Origin of the sequence: Loktanella sp. R86503 (assembly GCF_042466455.1) — a bacterium.
Taxonomy (GTDB): domain Bacteria; phylum Pseudomonadota; class Alphaproteobacteria; order Rhodobacterales; family Rhodobacteraceae; genus Loktanella.
The window spans coordinates 1727391-1744167 of record NZ_JAXHCI010000002.1; the positions used below are offsets into that span (position 1 = coordinate 1727391).

A 16777-nucleotide genomic window follows, 5' to 3' on the forward strand; every position below is an offset into this window, starting at 1 on the left:
TCACTTGATTTATGGCACAAACCCATTGTTTTTACAACTTAAAACGGGATTTCGTCGTCTAATTCGCGACGATTATTTTGCCCTGATTGGTCGCCATATCCGCCGCTGCCGCCCTGCGACCCGTAGCCGCCAGCGTCGCCGCCGCGATCAGATCCGCCGCCGTTGTTCGCGCCGTCCAGCATCACTAGCTTGGCGTCGAAGCCCTGCAAAACGATCTCCGTCGAGTAACGATCCGCGCCGCTCTGGTCCTGCCACTTGCGCGTGGCCAGCTTGCCGCTGATGTAGACCTTGCTGCCCTTCTTGAGAAAACGTTCGGCAACCCCGGCCAGACCTTCGCTGAAAATGGCGACGGACACCCACTCGGTCTTTTCCTTTTGCTCGCCGCTGTTTTTGTCCTTCCACTTTTCAGTGCAGGCGATGCGCAGGTTGCAAACCTTGTTACCGTTATTGAACGTGCGGACTTCTGGATCAGCGCCCAGATTGCCGATGAATTGACATTGGTTCAGCATTTTAGTTCATTCCCAGTGCTGCGAGATACATTTCCAAAACGGCTTCTTCTTCGTCCAAATCGTCCTTGTCGCGCTTGCGCATGGCGATGATCTTGCGAAGAACAGCCACGTCAAAGCCGCGGCCCTTTGCCTCGGCCATGACTTCCTTTTGCCCGTCCACGATGTCCTTTTTCTCTGATTCTAAACGCTCATAGCGTTCAATGAATTGGCGCAGTTCTTCGCCGGTTACGTTCTCGGTCATTGCTTGGCTCCTGCATTGATAATCTTCATGGCATCCCCGAAAGTCTCGACTTTTTCGGCTTCTTCGTCGCTGATCTCGAAGTTAAAAATTTCCTCGGCGGCCATTACCAACTCCACGCAGTCGAGGCTGTCAGCGCCAAGGTCATCAACCAGCCTGGCGCTATGCGTGACGCGGGCGATATCGACACCTAGATGCTCCGATACCGTTCGCTTGAATTGTTCCTCGTCCGTCATTTTTCCGTCATCTGACTTCAAGTTGATGGGGGTATGGTCCTCCCACCTACCCCCACAAAGTTGGCACCTTGCAGGGCGGTAATAGTCAGCCTCAAATTCATGGTTGCTAACGGTCATTGTGCTGTCTCCCTTGTGTGTTTTGGATGGCCCTGGCGCTTGACCGGCCAACGGACGTTGTTTCGGTGAATGGCGTTGTTGATCGTGGTGATCGACACACCCAAGTTGTGCGCCGCTTGCGTCTGCGTTAGGCCAGCGTCACGTTGCGCGGTAATGGCGGCGATAAGCTCGGAGCGGTGACGGGCCTTCATGGCGGGAATGGTTTCGGTCATGCCTCACCCCCAAACGTGCGCGGCTTGAAGCCAGCAGCGGCCATGATTTCGGCGGCGCGGGTGGCGCTGACACGCTCGGGATGTTCCTCGCCTGCCATCGACGCGGCGCGGGCTGCATCCTTGCCGTCCAGCGCAGCAGCCATCGCCTTGCGCTTCGCAACGGCCTTGTCGCAGACCTCGGCCAACTCCGCCCATGTCGGCCAAAACTTCCACTTGCTGTCGAAAAGCGCAGCCTTCACCACGTCCGCCGGATAGCCCGCCAGCCGCCGCGAATAAGCATCTACCCGCAAGGCACCGGTGAATTCGTCCTCGGCACGCCGCGCCGTGATGACGGACAACTCGGCAAGCCATTCCTCGATTGTGTCAACAGGCGCGGGCGTCATCGCCTTGCGCACCACGTCAGCCGTCGCAGCCTTGCCGCCGTCAGGGCCTTTCGCATACCAGCCCATAGGCACAACGTCGTTGCCCAGAAACGTGCCGCGCTCGTCGTAGATCGGGCGCAACCGGCTACCCTCGCGCAGCTCGACGCCGTGCGACGATGCTTGCGATACTAGCATCTGATCCACGTCCGCCGGACGGCGCGAAGCCAGACGGGCCGCGATGTTGGTCTGCTGGTCGATTTGCGTGAGGTCGGTCATCGTAATTGCCTTCCATGATCTTTGTGAAATTTGCTTGTTTGATTATAAAATCGAAGCTGGCTGTGAACGGCCGTTCAGTGCGGCCAGTCAAAAAGCTGGACGCCTCGGCCTTCGACAGCGCGACCTCCCAGCCAGTTACCCCGTCAGCCTCGGACAGGCGGGCCTTGAGCGATTTGCGCCTTGCTGGGGAAAGGGTCTGGACCTTGGGCCAGCCTGTGCGCTCGGCCGTGGCGTTGTATGCCGAGACAGCCTGCGCAATTTCGTCAATGGCCGGGGCCGTGTTGCACAAGGATACGTTAGTATCCTCTTTCTTTCTTATATCTAGTTCTGGTTCTGGTTCTGGTTGCTTGGGCATTGCTTTAGCATTGCTAGACGCGGCCGCTAATGTTTTCAGTGACTTAGCTTTTCCGCCTTTCGCGCCAGCGGAAACACGGCGCTGGTGCGCTTCGTTTGTCTCCGCAAAAATCTTTGCCAATTTAGGATTGCTAAGACGGCCATTTTCGACGGTGAAAAACTCGTCCAGAACAACCTTTACGACGGTGTAAAACGTATCTTCATCCACCCGCAGGCGGCGCATCAGCCATGCATGGTCGGCCGGCAGTGTGCACCCTGGCGTCATCCACATGAGGCGCAGCAGACGGTTATAAGCGCCGTCCTCGGCAAGCGTCAGATGCGACGTTTTTGCCTCGAAGTCGGTGGGATACATTGGGAAATATGGCAGGCTCACAGGCAGTCACCCGTGGTCATCATCATTTCGTACGCCACCATGTCTGCCGCAACAAACTCTAGAAAATCTTCATAGCTCTTTGTCCGCTTCGAGCTGTTGCAAGTTCGGCAAGCCGCGACCAAATTTGAATAGTGATCAGACCCGCCAAGTGATTTGGGGACAACGTGATCCATTGTGAGTGACCCGGTGCTACCGCAGTAGTGGCAGCGATGGTCATCAAGCTCTAGAACATGGGTTTCGTACACGTCATAATGCTTGCGCTCATGCCCGCCGTGGACCTTTGCGAAATCGCGCACAGCTCGGAAAGACACGGCGCTCACGGGTTCACCCCACGAAATTCACAGATGGTTATTGAAAACGGAACGCGAGTCCGTATATTGGCTCTAACAGCCATTGCTCGATCCTCCTTCACAGGGTCGCTATGGTCAGAGCCGGAACACCTTTGGCGAGGGTTTCGGCTCGTTCTGTTTTTATGGCATGGATAACCACACCGAGCAAGGGGAAAGTCATTGCGACCCCCTTATTTTGCTGGCGTTTTCTGCAATAATTCCAACCGCTTCCAGCGCCTCGCCTACATTCCGCACGACAGCCTTGTGACCCAGCCACGCACCGTGCCAGCGCACCTGATCGTCGGTTAGCTTTTGCTTCGACGGGATCTTGCTGCCGTCTTTTATCTCCAGCAAATACGTGCGCCCCTGGCGTCCGACCGCCAAGTCAGGGAACCCCTTGCCAGCTTGGTGGGTGGGGGTGACGCTGCAGCCCGCTTTTCGCAGGGCCTCGATTATCTCTGGCTGGTTGTCATCGACCTTGGCTGCGTATCTCATTCCGACACCTCGCGCTTGGCAATCTCGCGCTTGATGTAAAACTCTGCCTTGCGCAGATCCTCGACGGACTGCCCCTTGAGGTCAGCACGCCAGATGTACTTCAGCGCATTGCCGAGGTTGAACCCCATGTGTTCGGTGATCTGGATGCATTCCACGCCAGACGGATGGGACGTATAATGCGGCGGGTGGTTGACCATGTCCGTCATAGCAGCGGCTCCTGCACAGGGGCGGCGTAGGCGGGCTTGCTGACGAATAGGTCAGCCTGCTTGTGCGCGTCGGTGATGCGCTTAACGCAGATGTCGAAGTACTTGAATCTAAAGGCTGATCCGCCTATATTCATGCTATGAAAGCAATTCACCACACCTGCAAGAAATGCGGCGTTTCCTTCACTGGAAGGGCCGTTCAAAAGTATTGTTCGCGTGCTTGCGCATACGCGGACCCAAAGCCCTCCAATAGAACGGGCAAGACGGGATTTAAGGGCAAGCCCGTTACTCGCGTCACCAAGGTTTGCAAAGGATGCGGCGCGGAATTTACCGTCCACGCATACCGCGCTGACGCCGCCATGTTCTGCGGAATGAAGTGCTACCATGCCGCAAGATGGGACGGCGTTAGGTCGGTCAGCCTTGCCTGCGAACATTGCGGCGTCACAGTCACCGCAAGCCAGTGCGAGAACCGCCGCTTCTGTTCCCATGACTGCTACGTCGCGTCCGGCGTCGGCGCACCCAAGGGGGAGGCGTCTAGCGGATGGAAAGGCGGAACGTCCAAGTATTACAAGCGCGGCTTTGGCTGGAAAGATATTGCCGATAGCGTTCGACTTCGTGACGGCTTTTGCTGCCAAGGGTGCGGCAAGCCGGAAAGCCAACTGACGGGCAAGCGCCGCAAGCTGGACGTTCACCACGTCATTCCCTACGCGGTCAGTAATTGCAACGAACCGGCGAACCTCGTCAGCCTTTGCCGATCCTGTCACTCCAAGGCGGAGCCAAGCCCAAGCGAAGTTGCGCGGCTGCATAGCTGCGTTAAACATCGAAAAGCCTTTCTTGAACGGGCGCAGAAAAAGTGGGTTTCTCTACAAAAAAGTCAGCCTGTTCATGGGCTTTCTGAATCCTAGAAACCGCGATATTGAAGTAATCCGCATCCTTTTCGATCCCGATGAACGAGCGGCCAAGGTTCACGCAGGCAACGCCGGTGGTGCCACTGCCCATGAACGGGTCAAGGATGACATCCGTCGAGTTGGTGAAAACCCTAGTTAGGATTTCCATCAAGGCGACGGGCTTTTGTGACGGGTGAGTTGTTCGATCTGAACTGCGGCTGTTTACGCTCTCGATTTCAAGAATACTGTCGAACGATGCGAAAGCCATTGTTTCGCGCTGCGTTGCATTTAAGCGTGAAATTTCGAGTGCGCTGCGCTTTCTCTTGATCGGGTTGAAAGCCACGTCGCCAAACGCTAAAATTCGTTCGTGCCGACGCATTGGCATTTTCCTGGCATTGAAATGGTTCGACGCGCAGTTTTTCACCCAAACTAGGTCATGCTGAAATTGCAAGGGCGACGACATGATTAGCTGCGTGGCATAAGGCTCTGACGCAGTTACGATTGCGCCTTTAGCGACCATCCAATTTGAGGGGGCAACGACTACGTCCCATGCGTGATCTGTCACGCCATAAGGCGGATCTGTCACAACAGCATCAACGCGGCCCAGCAGCGGCAATATCGCGGCGCTGTCGCCCTGATACAGGTCACAGTTGCCAATCTTAACATGGCGGATAATGGGGCCAGTCACTCCGACACCTCCTGCAAGCGGTTATATGCCTTCACACGCTCTAGGCAGGCGTCTGACAGCCGTTGCCGGTTGCGGTGGCTAGGGTTGCGGCTAAACGCAGCTACTGCCGCTGTATGGGCCGCGTTGGCGCGTTGTAGCCACAACTCGGCGGGTGATAAAAATGGCGCAGCGCGAGGCGTGGGATCCGTCAGCACTGCGCCAGTGACCGCAGCCGGGGAGGCATCGGCGCGGAACCCGCAGTCAGGCGCGGGATGGGTGTGGGGGGTCATGCTGCCACCTTGAGGCCAAGCGGCCCCCATTGTGTTGCGATAGCGTTTGCCAAGCCAGGGTAGGTTCGCGAACGCTCTTTCCAGCGATCCGGGCCGGGGCTTGCGAGGTGGCAATCTGCGCGGGCTTCGGATGCCTGCATGTCGCTGGTCGCGGTCAATGGCGGCAGGCCGCGCGTCCAGAAGCAGGTGCGCTTTTTCGCCGGGTCGCCAAACTGCCAAGGCTGGACTGTGAAGTCAGCGCCGCGCCCGACAATCTCGCGGGCGTATTTGTGCATCACGGGATTTTCGACAGCGACAAGCGGCGCGTTTGCATTGAGGCATTCCAGAAAGAACGCCGCGCCTTCGCGCATGTCAGCCCACAGGTCACGCTCTGCCAGCCAGCGGACGCCGGAATTGCAAAGCCTGGTGCAGGGCGGGTGAAAAATTGCCATGTCCCACCGCTCCGCAAGAAGTGGCTTAATGTCGCCTTGGATATGGAATGGGCTGTTATCTTCCGAAGGCAGAAGATCGCATGACCACGCATCATGTCCTAAATTTCGAAGCGCCGATCGAACCCGGCCAGAATACTCGCAGCCGACCAAAACTTTAGACGTCATAGCGGTTCCCCTTTGATCTGTTTTCTGTGCGGGTCAAAACTTGGAGGTTCCATGGGACATGAAGGCCAGAGACGTTCTCGCCTTGCAGGGGGATGATGTGGTCAACCTCATGGGCTACACCTGTTGCCCGGGTCAGATCTGCGGCAGCTTCGTAGAAGGCTGCGATTGCGGCCTTATCTACCCACTCGGGCGTCCTGCATATTTTGGCGATTTGCCGCGCTCTTACAGAAGCTAGTCGCTTTGACTTATTTTTTTGTGACCACTTCCGCCCCGCTTTTGCGCTATAAGCCGCAACGCTTTCAGGGTTTCTTTTTCGCCATGCCTCTACGGTTTCGCGGCGCTGTTCAGGATTATTTTTCACCCAACGACGGGAGTACTCAGAAGCTTTCCCGGGGTTTTTTGCGTGCCATTCGCGTTTGTTTGCTGCACGCGCTGCGCTTGTTTTCGCGTACCACTCTTTGCGGTAAGCTTTGCAGTCTGCGCACTGGCAATGGCCTGACTTGCTGCGCGGTGCGATGTTGCCCCTCTTGCACGGCGCGTTCATTTCGCACCTTCTTTCGGGCTTGCATCTTGCAACCCATTGGCAGCGTTGCCATGTGATAAATCACGCGACCAGCCATTAGGGAGATTAATATCGCCATTCTCGCGCATGAGCCGCAAGCCCAAGTCGACTTTGGCATATGTCTCCGGCCAGCATCGCTTGCCGTTCAAGAGGCGGGCGTAAAACTGACCGCCCTGCCCTATCTTCTCTCCGATAGTGGACGGCTTGACGCCGAACTCCACAGCAGCTTCTTCGAGCTTGGTGATGATTTCATGAGTGTTTGCCATGACCCCTTGTAATGTGATTTATCACACACAACAAGTGGAAATTTCACATTTCACCAAGTCTATGGCCTGCTCTATAAGGCAGCGCATGGATGCCAATGAAACATTTCGCAAAAACCTAAAAGCGTTGCGCCTTGAAAAGGGCTTTAACGCGCGGCAGCTTTCCGAAAGGGCCGGACTTGGTGAGCGAAACGTAAAGGACATCGAAGAAGGCCGCTCGCAAAGCCCCAAGATTTCCACTGTTTTCTCGCTGGCTAAGGCTTTAGACGCAGATCCGGCTGAAATGATGGGCTTGGGAACCAGAGTAAAAATTAACTCTGACTTGGCTGAATTTCTTGAGCAATTTGATGCAGAAGGTCAATCACGCCTTCTAGCTGCTCTTGCGGCGATCCCTCGGAAACCTGGCTGATCGCATAGGCAAGACACGCGACTTGATAGTCCGATGCCGTTAAAATTACGTCCATAAAAACCTACGATTAATGCGTGTTAATCTTATAGTTGCAGTTTATCACGGCTGGCAAATGTGATTTTTCCCAATTGTTCTTGACGGCGTGTGAAACTTCACATACCTTCATCCTCACCGGCACAACGCCGCATAGAGGATTGCCCCATGACTACCGCACCGACCAAACCAGACGACGGCGGCCCAGCTTACCCCCAGCATGACCTTTCGCAGTATGGCATGGGTCCATCGTATCGCGGCGAGTTTCACACCGTAGAGGGCATGTCCCTGCGAGATTACTTCGCGGGACAGGCAATCCAGGGATTCTGCGCTGATCCGAGTTCTCATCAGGTGTTTGGTGATGCAACAGACGCCGCTGAGAACGCTTATATGGTGGCCGACGCCATGATCGCCGCCCGCAAGGTGTCGGCATGAACTCCCCCGACCTCGACTGGATCGACCGCCGCCTTGCTGGCGTCACTGGCCTAGAGCGCATCGTACGGGCTTGCCTGCTGGCGATTGCCGGAACTGCCGCAATCGGCGCTGCAATCTGGCTTGGCGCTACTGCTGCGATGGTGATGGCATGACCGGCGCACCCGCCTATTACTTAATTTACAAGGCTGGTCGCGGATACTATCGGCCCGCCGCTCAAGGCTACACCACAAGCGCCGACGATGCGGGTTTGTTCAGCTTCGAAGATGCGTGGTCCTACTCGCACCCAAACGGCGAAGATGGCCCACGCGACGGCATCAGCTTCATGCACCAGTCTGAGGTAGAGACCGGGTCAAGCTGCGTTAAGGATATTCGCATCCACGCGCTTGAGTCCGAGCGCGACCAACTGGCCGAGACGCAGTCTGATCTGTCGCATCACTTATCAGATGCGCTTGATCGAATTGCCACGCTTGAAGCGCAATTGTCCGGCGCAAACGCAGCCGCGGATTTCATAAGCCACACCATCACAGACGGTCGCGTGACTGCCTGCGACACGATCATTCACGACTAACCCCAACCCGAAAGGACACCCACCATGTATGCCGCCCAATATACTGTCACCCCCTACGGTGTAGCTATTCCCCGCGTTGTTATCGACGTACCAGCCAAGCGTGATGTGCGTTTACCGTCCAGCCCTTGGGAAATTATCCACGACGCCGAAGTTATCCTGCCCGCCTACATGATCGACGGGGGGCGCGGGTGATGGCCGTTAAATTAGAAAACGGCGCTGTTTGCAGCCGCTTCTACAGCGATGGATCTGGTGAACTACTTGCCGCGTTCCAATACTCAACCGATGCCGAAGAATGGGCAAAGGCAAAGGTCGCGTCTGACTCCGCAGCGGGCATGGAAACCACCATTGTCATGACCAACCTTTATAACGGAACGTCCTGCCTGTTCATGCCGCAGGTGGCAAAATGAGCCGCCACACGCCATCCATCACCCCCGCCCACCGTCAGGCTGGCTACCTGCCCGGCGAAGCGCAGCGCAACCGCGAGGCATACCGCCGCGACAAGGGCTTTGACCGCCCACTAGAGGCAATCTCGCAGGCCACCAAGGACCGGCAGGACGCCCACGCCTCCCGCTTAGCCGCAGACCTTCTCGGCACCGTGACCGCCGACGAGGCTTTCCTTGCCTACGAACTGACCGACGAGATGGCCCGCGATTGGGTCACGTCGCAGCCGTGCTTTGCGCACCTGACCGTGAACGCCGTGCTTATGAGTGACCGCCTGCGGGTTCTAGCCGCCCGCCATGCCATGAAGGTGATGCAATGACCCTGCCGAATAATGACGCGTTGGCGAAGCTGCTGACCAAAGCAGACCCCGCGCCTTGGACTATCCGAACGCTTGAGAACTTCGGCTTCAATGTGGTGCATTACCGCAATGGCGACAAGTTCGATATCTTGCGTGTGGCCAAGTGCTCGCAGGACGACAATGCAATGCTAATCGCCCTCGCTCCAGACCTTGCCGCCGAAGTCCTAGCCCTGCGCAAGCGGGTGGAAGCGGCGGATACGATGGTGGAGGCGGTCGATCACGAGCGCAATCTGGCGACACAAGACATCGGACGCCAGATTGACGCAACAAACGCCGTTGATGCCGCCTTAGCCGCATACCGCGCCACAGGTGACGCATGACCCTGGCCCGCCTGATCGACGCCGCCGAGAACGGCAACCACGACGGCACCGAGGCGCTATTCGCCCGCTACGCCGCCGCAACCAACGCAACCCGCAACCCCGACCGCCTGCTGGATGACGCGCAGGTAGAAGCCGCAATCGCTTGGGGCAAAGCACAGATGGAGATGGTGTGATGGAATGGCAGCCGATTGAGACAGCGCCGCAGAACGAGGATGTCTTGGTTTTTGCATACGGAAGGCAATACGTTGCCGAGTTCTGCGAAGATGAAGGTGACTGGTGGTGGTATGTCACAGACAACAAGCACGGGCCATATCCGCTGCGTGGGCTTGGGCCAACCCACTGGATGCCCCTGCCAGACGCTCCGGTGCCAGCATGAACCGCCCCGGCTATCACCCCACCCCGCGTGACCAGTGGATCGCAGACCAGACCGCGCTGATCGACGTGGACGCATACTATGCCGACATTCGAAGCGGCAAGCTGGTGGAACGCGACCAAACCAGCGGGCGCGGCATACTTGTCGCCGCAGTGGCTTGCATGGTGTTCTGGGTCGTGCTGATCGGCTGGTTTGCGTTTAGCGAGATGACCCGCTGCGACCCGTGCGAATGGGTGGCGTTTGATGCGCCGATGGAGGGATGGTGATGCAGATCAAGCCGCTAGAGTGGACATATGAGCCTGACGCCCCAGATGGACGCCGCGCCGATACGATTGGCGGCACCTATTTCATCATAGACGACACCGACGACTTCACCGGATATTACCTTGAGTTTGTCACGCACAACAATGCCGAGTGGTGGGGGAATGTTAAGGTCGCCAGAGAGCACCTTGCCGATCAACATTATGATGATGACTTAGCGCCGCTTGAGGCTATCGCAGACGCGCACAACGTCGCCCGCATAATGACCGCTCTAGCCACGGAGGCCCAGCCATGAACCTTATGCCCCCCGGATATGATGCCTACGCCTTGCGCGGTCCCGACGAGCCGCACCAGATCGGCACGCAGCACGGCGAACTGTGCGGACGATACGAGGAACCCGACGAGGATGCCCCGCGCGGATACCGCCCCAAGCGATGCACCGGTACGATGGACTGCAACGAAGGTTATATCATTTGCGACACATGCGGAGAGGAGGCTGACCGATGCCCATAATGCCAGAGCCAACGCACTTTGGCCGCGTCAGGATCGTGACCATCCTCAAGGCGGTAAACGAACTTCGCGCCGCCTGCCGAGAGGAAGGCACGCCCCGCATACAAGCAGCGATCGACAGAGCCGAGCCGTGGTTTGGCGAGATATTCACGACAAAGGAGGATGACGCATGACGCAGGCAAGGCCAACACAAGCCGCAATCACTCGCGCTGTCAAAGCTGTTGTCGCGGCTGGCATAGATGTTGGCCCGGTCGAGATTGGCGCAGACGGGTCAATCAAGATATATCCCGCCGAAGTGAAGGCCAAGCCGAAGCCTAAAGGCCCGGTCGCGTGGGACTGATATGGACATCAAACTGAAATACGTCAGCCGTGAATGGTCGCGCACAAAGTGGCGCTACCGATTCCAGCGTGCAGGCGTAAAAGCCACGTTGCCAGGGGAGCCGGGACAAGCTGACTTTATGCGACGATATGCCGAACTGATGGGCGAACCTGTGCCAGAGCGGCAGAGCGTCTATGAAGGGTCAATCGCTTGGCTGGTCGGCCTCTACATCGAACACTTTCGCATGAACGTAGAGGCAGGCCTTGTGTCGCCCCTAACGCTCAAGGGCCACAAGCACCACCTTGGCCGCTTGGTTGCGGAACATGGAGCTAAATCTGTCGAGATGCGACCCGCGCACCTGCTGCAATTTCTCGACAAATTCAACGCAACGCCGACCGGACGTGACAACCTGCTAAAGTCGGTCCGCGCAATGTATGAGTGGGGTATCCAGCGCGAACACGTCACCTGCCCCAACCCGGCCAAGGGCATCAAGAAGGTCAAGCCGCATACGACGGGTTTCTACACCTGCACCGCCGATGATGTTCGCAAGTATCTGGCATTTCATGGCCCCGGCACGATGGCGCGGCGCTGCATGATCCTTGTGCTATCCACGGTCGCGCGGCGCGAAGATCTGCGGAACCTTGGCCCGGCCAACGAATTTGAACGCGAGGGGCAACGCTGGCTGCGGTGGACGCAGAGCAAAGCCCCGAACGATGTGACCGAACTGCCCGTGTTGGCAATGCTGGCTGACGAAATATCAGGCTGCGAAACGCCTACCTACCTAGTGGACCGATGGGGCAAACCCTTCACGCACGGCATGATGGGAAACAACGTGCAGGATTGGTTCAAGGCCGCGAAGGTGCGCGGGTCACTGCATGGCGTCCGCAAGGGTGTGCCGTCGATCCTCACAGCTATGGGCGCAACCAGCTACGAACTGGACGTGCTTCTAGGCCACAAGACGGGATCGAAAGAGACACGCACCTACGTCGAGGCGGCGCAAAGATCAGCAATTGCCGCGCAGATGTCTTTGAAGATGGAAGGCGTAAAATGGTAATTCCATTCGCCCCACGCCCCTGCTACACTACCCCACAAGCCATATAAATTAGGGTTTAAATCATGACTGGAAGTCCTGCCGGGCCTACCAACGTCCCCCCGCTTACGAATAACGCAAACACGGTCCGGGGTCCTGCCTTCTTCTGGTCAAAAATATCCCGGGGGTTTGGGGGCTGGCCCCCAATGCGTTTGGCGAAACAATCGGAAATGTGGTGCACCCGACAGGATTCGAACCTGTGGCCTCTGCCTTCGGAGGGCAGCGCTCTATCCAGCTGAGCTACGGGTGCCTACAGGCGCGTCTATAGCGTTGCGACCACGGGGCCGCAACGCCAAAAGCCATCACGCGAACAGATCGTGACACAGCTCTAGCGCATCGACCAGCGCATCGACGTCTACCGTTGTATTATAGACGCCAAAGGACGCACGGCAGGTCGCCGTCAGGCCAAGATGGTCCATCAGCGGCATAGCGCAGTGCGATCCGGCGCGGACGGCCACACCTTTTTTATCCAGCACGGTGGAAATATCATGCGCATGGGCCGGCCCGTCCAGGGTAAAGCTGAAAATCGCGCCTTTTCCGGGGGCATTGCCCTGCACCTGAAGCCAGTTCAGCCCCGCTAGGCGCGTTTGCGCATAGTCACGCAGTCCAGCCTCGTGGGCGGCGATGTTGTCCATCCCGACATCCATCATCCAGTCCAGCGCGACACCCAGGCCGATGGTCTGAACGATTCCCGGCGTTCCTGCCTCGAACTTCATCGGCGCGGCGTTGTAGGTCACCATATCGCGGCCAACTTCGCGGATCATATCGCCGCCGCCCAGAAAGGGGCGCATTTCGCTCATGCGGTCGGGGTGCACGTAAATGGCACCGGACCCGCTGGGACCATAGAGCTTGTGCCCGGTCACCGCATAGAAATCGCAGCCCATGTCCTGCACATCGACGGGCAAATGCACGGCCGCCTGCGATCCGTCGACCAGAACCGGCACACCCTTTTCACGGGCACCGGCGCAGATCGCTTTGGTATCCACCAGCGTGCCCAGCACGTTCGACATCTGGGTGATCGCGACCAGCTTTGTCTTTGGCCCGATCGCATCAATGACGGCCTGCGGATCAAGCGACCCATCTGCGGCGCAATCCACCCATTTCAGCACGACACCCTGCCGTTCGCGCAAAAAGTGCCAGGGCACGATATTCGCGTGATGTTCCAAGATGCTTAATACAATCTCGTCGCCCGCTTGCAGCCGCGGCGCGGCCCAGCCGTAGGACACCATGTTGATGCCCTCGGTCGTGCCGGAATTAAGGATGATATCATCCTCCGATGCAGCGTTCAGAAAGCGGGCAATCTTACCGCGCACGCCTTCATAATGGTCGGTCGCGACATTAGAAAGGTAATGCAAGCCGCGGTGAACATTGGCATATTCGTTTTCGTACATCTGCGTCATGGCGTCGATCACCACCCGCGGTTTTTGCGCGGATGCACCATTGTCCAGATAGACCAGAGGCTTGCCATTCACTTCGCGGGACAGAATGGGAAACTGGGCGCGAATTGCGTCAACATCGAACATCTAAAGGGTGCCTCCTTGCAGGGTCACGCCGATCAGGGACAGCAACAGCGCCAGCCCGAATGAAATACCGACGACGCCAATCACGACGGTCGCCAGCGCTTTGAAAAGGTTGTCAAACCCGTGCAGGACGTTGACCAGATGCAGCAGTGAAAACACCAGCCACGCCAGCCCGGCCAATGTAACGATCCCCGCCAGCGCGGGAAACAGCAGCAATGTCGCAGTCTGCACAACCTGAATCAGTAGCGCCATGCCCTGCCACCAGATTACCAGTAGCAGCGCCGCGCTGAAGCGCCCCGTACCGCCCAGCATCCGGCCGGTCAGTTGCAGCGCGAAAACCATCATCAGCAAGGACGCACCAAGGATGATCGCCAGCGCAAACGGCGTCGCCATCAGCAACTCTGCCTCTGCCGGGGACAAATAAAGCCCCAGCTCCAGCATCAGCACCGACAGCACCGTCACCAGCGCGATCAGTTGATACAGCGTATTGCGCGCCAGCCCGATGGACATCAGCGCCCGCGCCACGCCCGCCGGATCGCGCAGCGACCGCAAGACCCACTGACCCGCCCATTGTGCCGGCGTCATTGCTCTGCCTCATAAAGTGACAGCGCCCAGATCCAGCCAAAGGCCAGAACCCAGGCCGCACCGATCAAATGCGTGCCAGCCACCTGCCCCAAAAATCCGGCCATCAGACCGTAAAGCAGCAAAAGCGGCACAGAGGCAAGCAGCGACCAGAACAGCGCCAGCCGCGCTGTGTAATGCGTGCCGCGACCGCGAAACAGCTTTGCGATCAAATGGCTGATGGCTGCCAGTGCGTAAAACGCCAGCGGCCAGACGGTGATCCAGGCAAAAAGCTCGTAGGTCATCATCTGCATCAACTCGCGCGGCTCTGCCCCAGGCGCAAGGTCAAAGCCTGCCGCTGCGCGTGTCAGCCGCGGCCACTGCGCGACGAACACCAGCAGGCAAAACACAATCAGATAGGCCAAGGCCCGATCTTCACGCCTGCCCTGCGCCAGAAGGCCGCGCATCACGTTGCGCGGCCCCCGCCAGGTGCGGATAATGTCAGATGTGACGGCCATCAGCTTTGATGACGATCCAGCCAGCCGGCCAGGCGGTCACGCAAATCATCGGCAAGCGATTCGTCGTCAATCTCTTGCAGCGCTTCGGCCAGGAACGACAGCGTCAGCAGCGTCGTCGCCGTTTTGTGCGGCACACCGCGTGACCGCAGATAGAACAGCGCATCCTCGTCGATCGCACCGGATGTGGACCCGTGCGAACAGGCCACGTCATCGGCATAAATCTCAAGCTCTGGCTTGGCGAGGAACTGGCTGTCGCCGTCCAGAAGCAGCGACTGGCTGATCTGGTAGCCGTCAGTCTTCTGCGCGCCATGCTTGACCAGAATCTTTCCCTGAAACACGCCGACCGCCCCGTTGCGCAAGACCTTCTTGAACACCTGACGCGATTCGCAGCCGACCGCATCGTGGGTGATAAAGACGGTGTCGTCGTGGTGGAAATCATCGCCGTCACCGACGCAGGCACCCGCGACATGCGCCGTCGCATCATCGCCAACGATATCCATGACGCAATCATTGCGGGTCAGCGCGCCGTTCACCGACAGGGTAAAGGACTTGAACGTGGCCCCCGCGCCGATGCGCGTAAAGGTATGCGTGTTCATCCGGCGGCCCGCATCGCGGCCCTGCGCACGCACATGGTGGAACGTGGCACCATCCGCGACATCGACTTCCATGTTCGACGCAAACCGTGCTGCACCCGCGCCGCTTTCAAGCAGCGTAAAGGTTGCGCCGGCGTTCAGCTTAATCACGTGATGCAGCGCCACATCTGCCCCCGCATCGCGGCGGTCATAGCGGACATGAACCGCACGGTCCACGTCGCCCGTGACGTGGATCAGCAAACCGTCCGTCGCCGTGGCCGTGGTCAGCGCCGCCAAGGGACGCTCGACCGGGGACTGGCCGCGCTCTTCCAGTGTGCCCAGCAGATCGCCAGCCCAGATGATATCCTGCGCCTGCGCCAGCCGCGTGATGGTCACGCCAGCCGCCTGCAGATCATCCGATGCATCTGCATCAAATACGCCGTCCACAAAAACCGCCATCAGCGCATTCGCGCCCGCAAATTCGCGGTCGGCAGATTCGGCCAGATCAGCCGGAATGACAGCCGTGTCCGTCAGCGCCGTCGGATCGGAAAACTTCCAATATTCATCGCGCCGCGCAGGCAGGCCCATTGCGGACACACGGGCCAAAGCCGCCTTGCGCGCCTTGGTCAACCAGCCCGGCGCGTCCGGCAGCGTTACCGCTGCCAAACGCGCGTCGGTCGCGTCTTGTTTGCGTTGCGCAAGGGCCATTAAGCGTCCTCCGCCAGCAGATCGGCGTAACCGTTGTTTTCAACTTCCAGCGCCAGCTCTGGCCCGCCCGACTTGATGATGCGGCCGTTCGACATGATGTGCACGACGTCCGGTTTGATATGGTCCAGCAGACGCTGATAGTGAGTGATCACAAGGAATGACCGCCCTTCGGACCGCAGCGCATTCACACCGTCCGCCACCAGCTTCATCGCGTCCACGTCAAGACCCGAGTCGGTCTCGTCCAGAATGCACATCTTTGGCTCCAGCATCGCCATTTGCAGGATCTCGTTGCGCTTTTTCTCGCCGCCAGAAAAGCCGACGTTGACGGGGCGCTTGAGCATGTCAGCGTCGATCTTCAGATCCTTTGCCTTGGCGCGGACGACCTTCAGGAAATCACCTGCCGAAAGCTCTTCTTCGCCGCGTGCCTTGCGCTGTGCGTTCACGGCTGTGCGCAGAAAGGTCATGTTGCCAACACCCGGAATTTCCACCGGATACTGGAATGCAAGGAACAGGCCCGCAGCAGCGCGCTCTTCGGGTTCCATATCCAGCAGGTCAACGCCGTCCAGTGTCGCGGTGCCGCCGGTCACTTCATAGCCATCCTTGCCGGACAGCACATAGGACATCGTCGATTTGCCAGAGCCGTTCGGCCCCATGATTGCATGCACTTCGCCCGCAGGTACGGTCAGATCGACGCCCTTTAGAATCGACTTGTCTTCATCTTCCAGATCGACCTTCAGGCCTTTAATTTCCAGCATATTCTTCTCCTTCATGGTCCCGCAGGACCCGTCTATTCCGCGCCCAAACGGGCAAAT

35 protein-coding genes and 1 tRNA gene are annotated in these 16777 nt (G+C 58.2%); 17 read left to right on the forward strand and 19 right to left on the reverse strand.

Features of this window, described 5'->3' with window-relative positions; all coding sequences use genetic code 11:
• Positions 1–38: 38 nt before the first annotated feature.
• The 9 genes from ssb to SJY10_RS09470 form a co-directional block, all read right to left on the reverse strand.
• On the reverse strand, positions 39–509 hold the full coding sequence (gene ssb, locus SJY10_RS09430) for a single-stranded DNA-binding protein (protein ID WP_386681878.1): 471 nt from the start codon (positions 507–509) through the stop codon (positions 39–41).
• A 1-nt stretch (position 510) separates the two neighbouring features.
• Positions 511–750: a DUF2312 domain-containing protein gene (locus SJY10_RS09435; protein ID WP_386681880.1), complete on the reverse strand. Its 240-nt coding sequence runs from the start codon at positions 748–750 to the stop codon at positions 511–513.
• Positions 747–983: an acyl carrier protein gene (acpP, locus tag SJY10_RS09440; RefSeq protein WP_386681882.1), complete on the reverse strand. Its 237-nt coding sequence runs from the start codon at positions 981–983 to the stop codon at positions 747–749. The genes SJY10_RS09435 and acpP overlap by 4 nt, the downstream gene beginning before the upstream one ends.
• A 113-nt stretch (positions 984–1096) precedes the next feature.
• Entirely contained in the window at positions 1097–1312 is a 216-nt protein-coding gene (locus tag SJY10_RS09445) for a hypothetical protein (RefSeq protein ID WP_386681884.1), read from the reverse strand.
• Positions 1309–1869 (reverse strand): hypothetical protein, encoded by a 561-nt coding sequence (locus tag SJY10_RS09450; protein ID WP_386681886.1) that lies wholly within the window; start codon positions 1867–1869, stop codon positions 1309–1311. The genes SJY10_RS09445 and SJY10_RS09450 overlap by 4 nt, the downstream gene beginning before the upstream one ends.
• Entirely contained in the window at positions 1820–2677 is an 858-nt protein-coding gene (locus SJY10_RS09455) for a YdaU family protein (RefSeq protein ID WP_386681888.1), read from the reverse strand. Before SJY10_RS09455 ends, SJY10_RS09450 begins: the two co-directional genes overlap by 50 nt.
• On the reverse strand, positions 2674–2997 hold the full coding sequence (locus SJY10_RS09460; RefSeq protein WP_386681890.1) for an HNH endonuclease: 324 nt from the start codon (positions 2995–2997) through the stop codon (positions 2674–2676). Before SJY10_RS09460 ends, SJY10_RS09455 begins: the two co-directional genes overlap by 4 nt.
• A gap of 186 nt (positions 2998–3183) precedes the next feature.
• Positions 3184–3501 (reverse strand): hypothetical protein, encoded by a 318-nt coding sequence (locus SJY10_RS09465; protein WP_386681891.1) that lies wholly within the window; start codon positions 3499–3501, stop codon positions 3184–3186.
• Complete coding sequence (locus tag SJY10_RS09470) at positions 3498–3707, reverse strand: DUF3310 domain-containing protein (protein WP_386681893.1); 210 nt, start codon at positions 3705–3707, stop codon at positions 3498–3500. The genes SJY10_RS09465 and SJY10_RS09470 overlap by 4 nt, the downstream gene beginning before the upstream one ends.
• Before the next feature lie 368 nt (positions 3708–4075).
• Between SJY10_RS09470 and SJY10_RS09475 the strand changes: the two genes are divergently transcribed.
• Positions 4076–4609 carry an HNH endonuclease gene (locus tag SJY10_RS09475; RefSeq protein WP_386684600.1) on the forward strand — a complete coding sequence of 178 codons (534 nt, stop codon included), beginning with the start codon at positions 4076–4078 and terminating at the stop codon, positions 4607–4609.
• Here SJY10_RS09475 and SJY10_RS09480 read toward each other — a convergent pair.
• The 4 genes from SJY10_RS09480 to SJY10_RS09495 form a co-directional block, all read right to left on the reverse strand.
• The gene (locus tag SJY10_RS09480) at positions 4518–5279 is read right to left on the reverse strand and encodes a DNA-methyltransferase (protein WP_386681895.1); all 762 of its coding nucleotides are present in this window, start codon (positions 5277–5279) and stop codon (positions 4518–4520) included. The two genes, SJY10_RS09475 and SJY10_RS09480, sit on opposite strands and share 92 nt — an antisense overlap.
• Positions 5276–5548: a hypothetical protein gene (locus SJY10_RS09485; protein WP_386681897.1), complete on the reverse strand. Its 273-nt coding sequence runs from the start codon at positions 5546–5548 to the stop codon at positions 5276–5278. The genes SJY10_RS09480 and SJY10_RS09485 overlap by 4 nt, the downstream gene beginning before the upstream one ends.
• On the reverse strand, positions 5545–5979 hold the full coding sequence (locus SJY10_RS09490; RefSeq protein ID WP_386681900.1) for a hypothetical protein: 435 nt from the start codon (positions 5977–5979) through the stop codon (positions 5545–5547). Before SJY10_RS09490 ends, SJY10_RS09485 begins: the two co-directional genes overlap by 4 nt.
• 705 nt (positions 5980–6684) lie before the next feature.
• On the reverse strand, positions 6685–6972 hold the full coding sequence (locus SJY10_RS09495; protein ID WP_386681903.1) for a hypothetical protein: 288 nt from the start codon (positions 6970–6972) through the stop codon (positions 6685–6687).
• On the opposite strand from SJY10_RS09495, the gene SJY10_RS09500 reads away from it, so the two are divergent.
• The 16 genes from SJY10_RS09500 (at position 6971) to SJY10_RS09575 (ending at position 12050) form a co-directional block, all read left to right on the forward strand.
• Positions 6971–7378, forward strand: coding sequence for a helix-turn-helix domain-containing protein (locus tag SJY10_RS09500; protein WP_386684602.1), 408 nt, complete (start codon positions 6971–6973; stop codon positions 7376–7378). The genes SJY10_RS09495 and SJY10_RS09500 overlap by 2 nt on opposite strands.
• A gap of 201 nt (positions 7379–7579) precedes the next feature.
• Positions 7580–7846: a hypothetical protein gene (locus SJY10_RS09505; RefSeq protein WP_386681906.1), complete on the forward strand. Its 267-nt coding sequence runs from the start codon at positions 7580–7582 to the stop codon at positions 7844–7846.
• Positions 7843–7998, forward strand: coding sequence for a hypothetical protein (locus SJY10_RS09510; RefSeq protein ID WP_386681909.1), 156 nt, complete (start codon positions 7843–7845; stop codon positions 7996–7998). Before SJY10_RS09505 ends, SJY10_RS09510 begins: the two co-directional genes overlap by 4 nt.
• The gene (locus tag SJY10_RS09515) at positions 7995–8414 is read left to right on the forward strand and encodes a hypothetical protein (RefSeq protein WP_386681912.1); all 420 of its coding nucleotides are present in this window, start codon (positions 7995–7997) and stop codon (positions 8412–8414) included. The genes SJY10_RS09510 and SJY10_RS09515 overlap by 4 nt, the downstream gene beginning before the upstream one ends.
• A gap of 24 nt (positions 8415–8438) precedes the next feature.
• Complete coding sequence (locus SJY10_RS09520; RefSeq protein WP_386681915.1) at positions 8439–8606, forward strand: hypothetical protein; 168 nt, start codon at positions 8439–8441, stop codon at positions 8604–8606.
• Positions 8606–8821 carry a hypothetical protein gene (locus tag SJY10_RS09525; RefSeq protein ID WP_386681918.1) on the forward strand — a complete coding sequence of 72 codons (216 nt, stop codon included), beginning with the start codon at positions 8606–8608 and terminating at the stop codon, positions 8819–8821. The genes SJY10_RS09520 and SJY10_RS09525 overlap by 1 nt, the downstream gene beginning before the upstream one ends.
• Positions 8818–9174, forward strand: coding sequence for a hypothetical protein (locus tag SJY10_RS09530; protein ID WP_386681921.1), 357 nt, complete (start codon positions 8818–8820; stop codon positions 9172–9174). The genes SJY10_RS09525 and SJY10_RS09530 overlap by 4 nt, the downstream gene beginning before the upstream one ends.
• On the forward strand, positions 9171–9533 hold the full coding sequence (locus SJY10_RS09535; RefSeq protein ID WP_386681924.1) for a hypothetical protein: 363 nt from the start codon (positions 9171–9173) through the stop codon (positions 9531–9533). The genes SJY10_RS09530 and SJY10_RS09535 overlap by 4 nt, the downstream gene beginning before the upstream one ends.
• A complete protein-coding gene (locus SJY10_RS09540; RefSeq protein WP_386681926.1) occupies positions 9530–9706 on the forward strand; it encodes a hypothetical protein in 177 nt (58 codons plus the stop codon). The genes SJY10_RS09535 and SJY10_RS09540 overlap by 4 nt, the downstream gene beginning before the upstream one ends.
• Complete coding sequence (locus tag SJY10_RS09545; protein ID WP_386681929.1) at positions 9706–9909, forward strand: DUF551 domain-containing protein; 204 nt, start codon at positions 9706–9708, stop codon at positions 9907–9909. The genes SJY10_RS09540 and SJY10_RS09545 overlap by 1 nt, the downstream gene beginning before the upstream one ends.
• Positions 9906–10172 (forward strand): hypothetical protein, encoded by a 267-nt coding sequence (locus SJY10_RS09550; RefSeq protein ID WP_386681932.1) that lies wholly within the window; start codon positions 9906–9908, stop codon positions 10170–10172. The genes SJY10_RS09545 and SJY10_RS09550 overlap by 4 nt, the downstream gene beginning before the upstream one ends.
• On the forward strand, positions 10172–10462 hold the full coding sequence (locus tag SJY10_RS09555) for a hypothetical protein (RefSeq protein ID WP_386681933.1): 291 nt from the start codon (positions 10172–10174) through the stop codon (positions 10460–10462). The genes SJY10_RS09550 and SJY10_RS09555 overlap by 1 nt, the downstream gene beginning before the upstream one ends.
• Positions 10459–10680, forward strand: a complete 222-nt coding sequence (locus SJY10_RS09560; RefSeq protein ID WP_386681935.1) for a hypothetical protein — start codon at positions 10459–10461, stop codon at positions 10678–10680. The genes SJY10_RS09555 and SJY10_RS09560 overlap by 4 nt, the downstream gene beginning before the upstream one ends.
• Entirely contained in the window at positions 10671–10850 is a 180-nt protein-coding gene (locus SJY10_RS09565; protein ID WP_386681937.1) for a hypothetical protein, read from the forward strand. The genes SJY10_RS09560 and SJY10_RS09565 overlap by 10 nt, the downstream gene beginning before the upstream one ends.
• Positions 10847–11017: a hypothetical protein gene (locus tag SJY10_RS09570; RefSeq protein WP_386681939.1), complete on the forward strand. Its 171-nt coding sequence runs from the start codon at positions 10847–10849 to the stop codon at positions 11015–11017. The genes SJY10_RS09565 and SJY10_RS09570 overlap by 4 nt, the downstream gene beginning before the upstream one ends.
• A gap of 1 nt (position 11018) precedes the next feature.
• A complete protein-coding gene (locus SJY10_RS09575) occupies positions 11019–12050 on the forward strand; it encodes a hypothetical protein (RefSeq protein WP_386681941.1) in 1032 nt (343 codons plus the stop codon).
• A gap of 209 nt (positions 12051–12259) precedes the next feature.
• Here SJY10_RS09575 and SJY10_RS09580 read toward each other — a convergent pair.
• The 6 genes from SJY10_RS09580 to sufC all read right to left on the reverse strand — a co-directional run bounded on the left by SJY10_RS09580 (position 12260) and on the right by sufC (position 16720).
• Positions 12260–12336: transfer RNA gene (locus SJY10_RS09580), tRNA-Arg, on the reverse strand.
• A 52-nt stretch (positions 12337–12388) separates the two neighbouring features.
• On the reverse strand, positions 12389–13609 hold the full coding sequence (locus tag SJY10_RS09585) for a cysteine desulfurase (protein WP_386681943.1): 1221 nt from the start codon (positions 13607–13609) through the stop codon (positions 12389–12391).
• On the reverse strand, positions 13610–14191 hold the full coding sequence (locus SJY10_RS09590; protein ID WP_386681945.1) for a YIP1 family protein: 582 nt from the start codon (positions 14189–14191) through the stop codon (positions 13610–13612).
• Entirely contained in the window at positions 14188–14685 is a 498-nt protein-coding gene (locus SJY10_RS09595; protein WP_386681947.1) for a hypothetical protein, read from the reverse strand. The genes SJY10_RS09590 and SJY10_RS09595 overlap by 4 nt, the downstream gene beginning before the upstream one ends.
• The gene (locus tag SJY10_RS09600; RefSeq protein ID WP_386681949.1) at positions 14685–15965 is read right to left on the reverse strand and encodes a SufD family Fe-S cluster assembly protein; all 1281 of its coding nucleotides are present in this window, start codon (positions 15963–15965) and stop codon (positions 14685–14687) included. Before SJY10_RS09600 ends, SJY10_RS09595 begins: the two co-directional genes overlap by 1 nt.
• A complete protein-coding gene (sufC, locus tag SJY10_RS09605; RefSeq protein WP_386681951.1) occupies positions 15965–16720 on the reverse strand; it encodes a Fe-S cluster assembly ATPase SufC in 756 nt (251 codons plus the stop codon). The genes SJY10_RS09600 and sufC overlap by 1 nt, the downstream gene beginning before the upstream one ends.
• Between the last annotated feature and the right edge of the window lie 57 nt (positions 16721–16777).

Coding starts and splice junctions, on each gene's coding strand:
- ssb (WP_386681878.1), bottom strand. CDS start 509: ATGCTGAACCAATGTCAATTCATCGGCAATCTGGGCGCTGATCCAGAA.
- SJY10_RS09435 (WP_386681880.1), bottom strand. CDS start 750: ATGACCGAGAACGTAACCGGCGAAGAACTGCGCCAATTCATTGAACGC.
- acpP (WP_386681882.1), bottom strand. CDS start 983: ATGACGGACGAGGAACAATTCAAGCGAACGGTATCGGAGCATCTAGGT.
- SJY10_RS09445 (WP_386681884.1), bottom strand. CDS start 1,312: ATGACCGAAACCATTCCCGCCATGAAGGCCCGTCACCGCTCCGAGCTT.
- SJY10_RS09450 (WP_386681886.1), bottom strand. CDS start 1,869: ATGCTAGTATCGCAAGCATCGTCGCACGGCGTCGAGCTGCGCGAGGGT.
- SJY10_RS09465 (WP_386681891.1), bottom strand. CDS start 3,501: ATGAGATACGCAGCCAAGGTCGATGACAACCAGCCAGAGATAATCGAG.
- SJY10_RS09470 (WP_386681893.1), bottom strand. CDS start 3,707: ATGACGGACATGGTCAACCACCCGCCGCATTATACGTCCCATCCGTCT.
- SJY10_RS09475 (WP_386684600.1), top strand. CDS start 4,076: ATGAAGTGCTACCATGCCGCAAGATGGGACGGCGTTAGGTCGGTCAGC.
- SJY10_RS09485 (WP_386681897.1), bottom strand. CDS start 5,548: ATGACCCCCCACACCCATCCCGCGCCTGACTGCGGGTTCCGCGCCGAT.
- SJY10_RS09490 (WP_386681900.1), bottom strand. CDS start 5,979: ATGGCAATTTTTCACCCGCCCTGCACCAGGCTTTGCAATTCCGGCGTC.
- SJY10_RS09500 (WP_386684602.1), top strand. CDS start 6,971: ATGACCCCTTGTAATGTGATTTATCACACACAACAAGTGGAAATTTCA.
- SJY10_RS09495 (WP_386681903.1), bottom strand. CDS start 6,972: ATGGCAAACACTCATGAAATCATCACCAAGCTCGAAGAAGCTGCTGTG.
- SJY10_RS09505 (WP_386681906.1), top strand. CDS start 7,580: ATGACTACCGCACCGACCAAACCAGACGACGGCGGCCCAGCTTACCCC.
- SJY10_RS09510 (WP_386681909.1), top strand. CDS start 7,843: ATGAACTCCCCCGACCTCGACTGGATCGACCGCCGCCTTGCTGGCGTC.
- SJY10_RS09515 (WP_386681912.1), top strand. CDS start 7,995: ATGACCGGCGCACCCGCCTATTACTTAATTTACAAGGCTGGTCGCGGA.
- SJY10_RS09520 (WP_386681915.1), top strand. CDS start 8,439: ATGTATGCCGCCCAATATACTGTCACCCCCTACGGTGTAGCTATTCCC.
- SJY10_RS09525 (WP_386681918.1), top strand. CDS start 8,606: ATGGCCGTTAAATTAGAAAACGGCGCTGTTTGCAGCCGCTTCTACAGC.
- SJY10_RS09530 (WP_386681921.1), top strand. CDS start 8,818: ATGAGCCGCCACACGCCATCCATCACCCCCGCCCACCGTCAGGCTGGC.
- SJY10_RS09535 (WP_386681924.1), top strand. CDS start 9,171: ATGACCCTGCCGAATAATGACGCGTTGGCGAAGCTGCTGACCAAAGCA.
- SJY10_RS09540 (WP_386681926.1), top strand. CDS start 9,530: ATGACCCTGGCCCGCCTGATCGACGCCGCCGAGAACGGCAACCACGAC.
- SJY10_RS09545 (WP_386681929.1), top strand. CDS start 9,706: ATGGAATGGCAGCCGATTGAGACAGCGCCGCAGAACGAGGATGTCTTG.
- SJY10_RS09550 (WP_386681932.1), top strand. CDS start 9,906: ATGAACCGCCCCGGCTATCACCCCACCCCGCGTGACCAGTGGATCGCA.
- SJY10_RS09555 (WP_386681933.1), top strand. CDS start 10,172: ATGCAGATCAAGCCGCTAGAGTGGACATATGAGCCTGACGCCCCAGAT.
- SJY10_RS09560 (WP_386681935.1), top strand. CDS start 10,459: ATGAACCTTATGCCCCCCGGATATGATGCCTACGCCTTGCGCGGTCCC.
- SJY10_RS09565 (WP_386681937.1), top strand. CDS start 10,671: ATGCCCATAATGCCAGAGCCAACGCACTTTGGCCGCGTCAGGATCGTG.
- SJY10_RS09570 (WP_386681939.1), top strand. CDS start 10,847: ATGACGCAGGCAAGGCCAACACAAGCCGCAATCACTCGCGCTGTCAAA.
- SJY10_RS09575 (WP_386681941.1), top strand. CDS start 11,019: ATGGACATCAAACTGAAATACGTCAGCCGTGAATGGTCGCGCACAAAG.
- SJY10_RS09585 (WP_386681943.1), bottom strand. CDS start 13,609: ATGTTCGATGTTGACGCAATTCGCGCCCAGTTTCCCATTCTGTCCCGC.
- SJY10_RS09590 (WP_386681945.1), bottom strand. CDS start 14,191: ATGACGCCGGCACAATGGGCGGGTCAGTGGGTCTTGCGGTCGCTGCGC.
- SJY10_RS09595 (WP_386681947.1), bottom strand. CDS start 14,685: ATGGCCGTCACATCTGACATTATCCGCACCTGGCGGGGGCCGCGCAAC.
- SJY10_RS09600 (WP_386681949.1), bottom strand. CDS start 15,965: ATGGCCCTTGCGCAACGCAAACAAGACGCGACCGACGCGCGTTTGGCA.
- sufC (WP_386681951.1), bottom strand. CDS start 16,720: ATGCTGGAAATTAAAGGCCTGAAGGTCGATCTGGAAGATGAAGACAAG.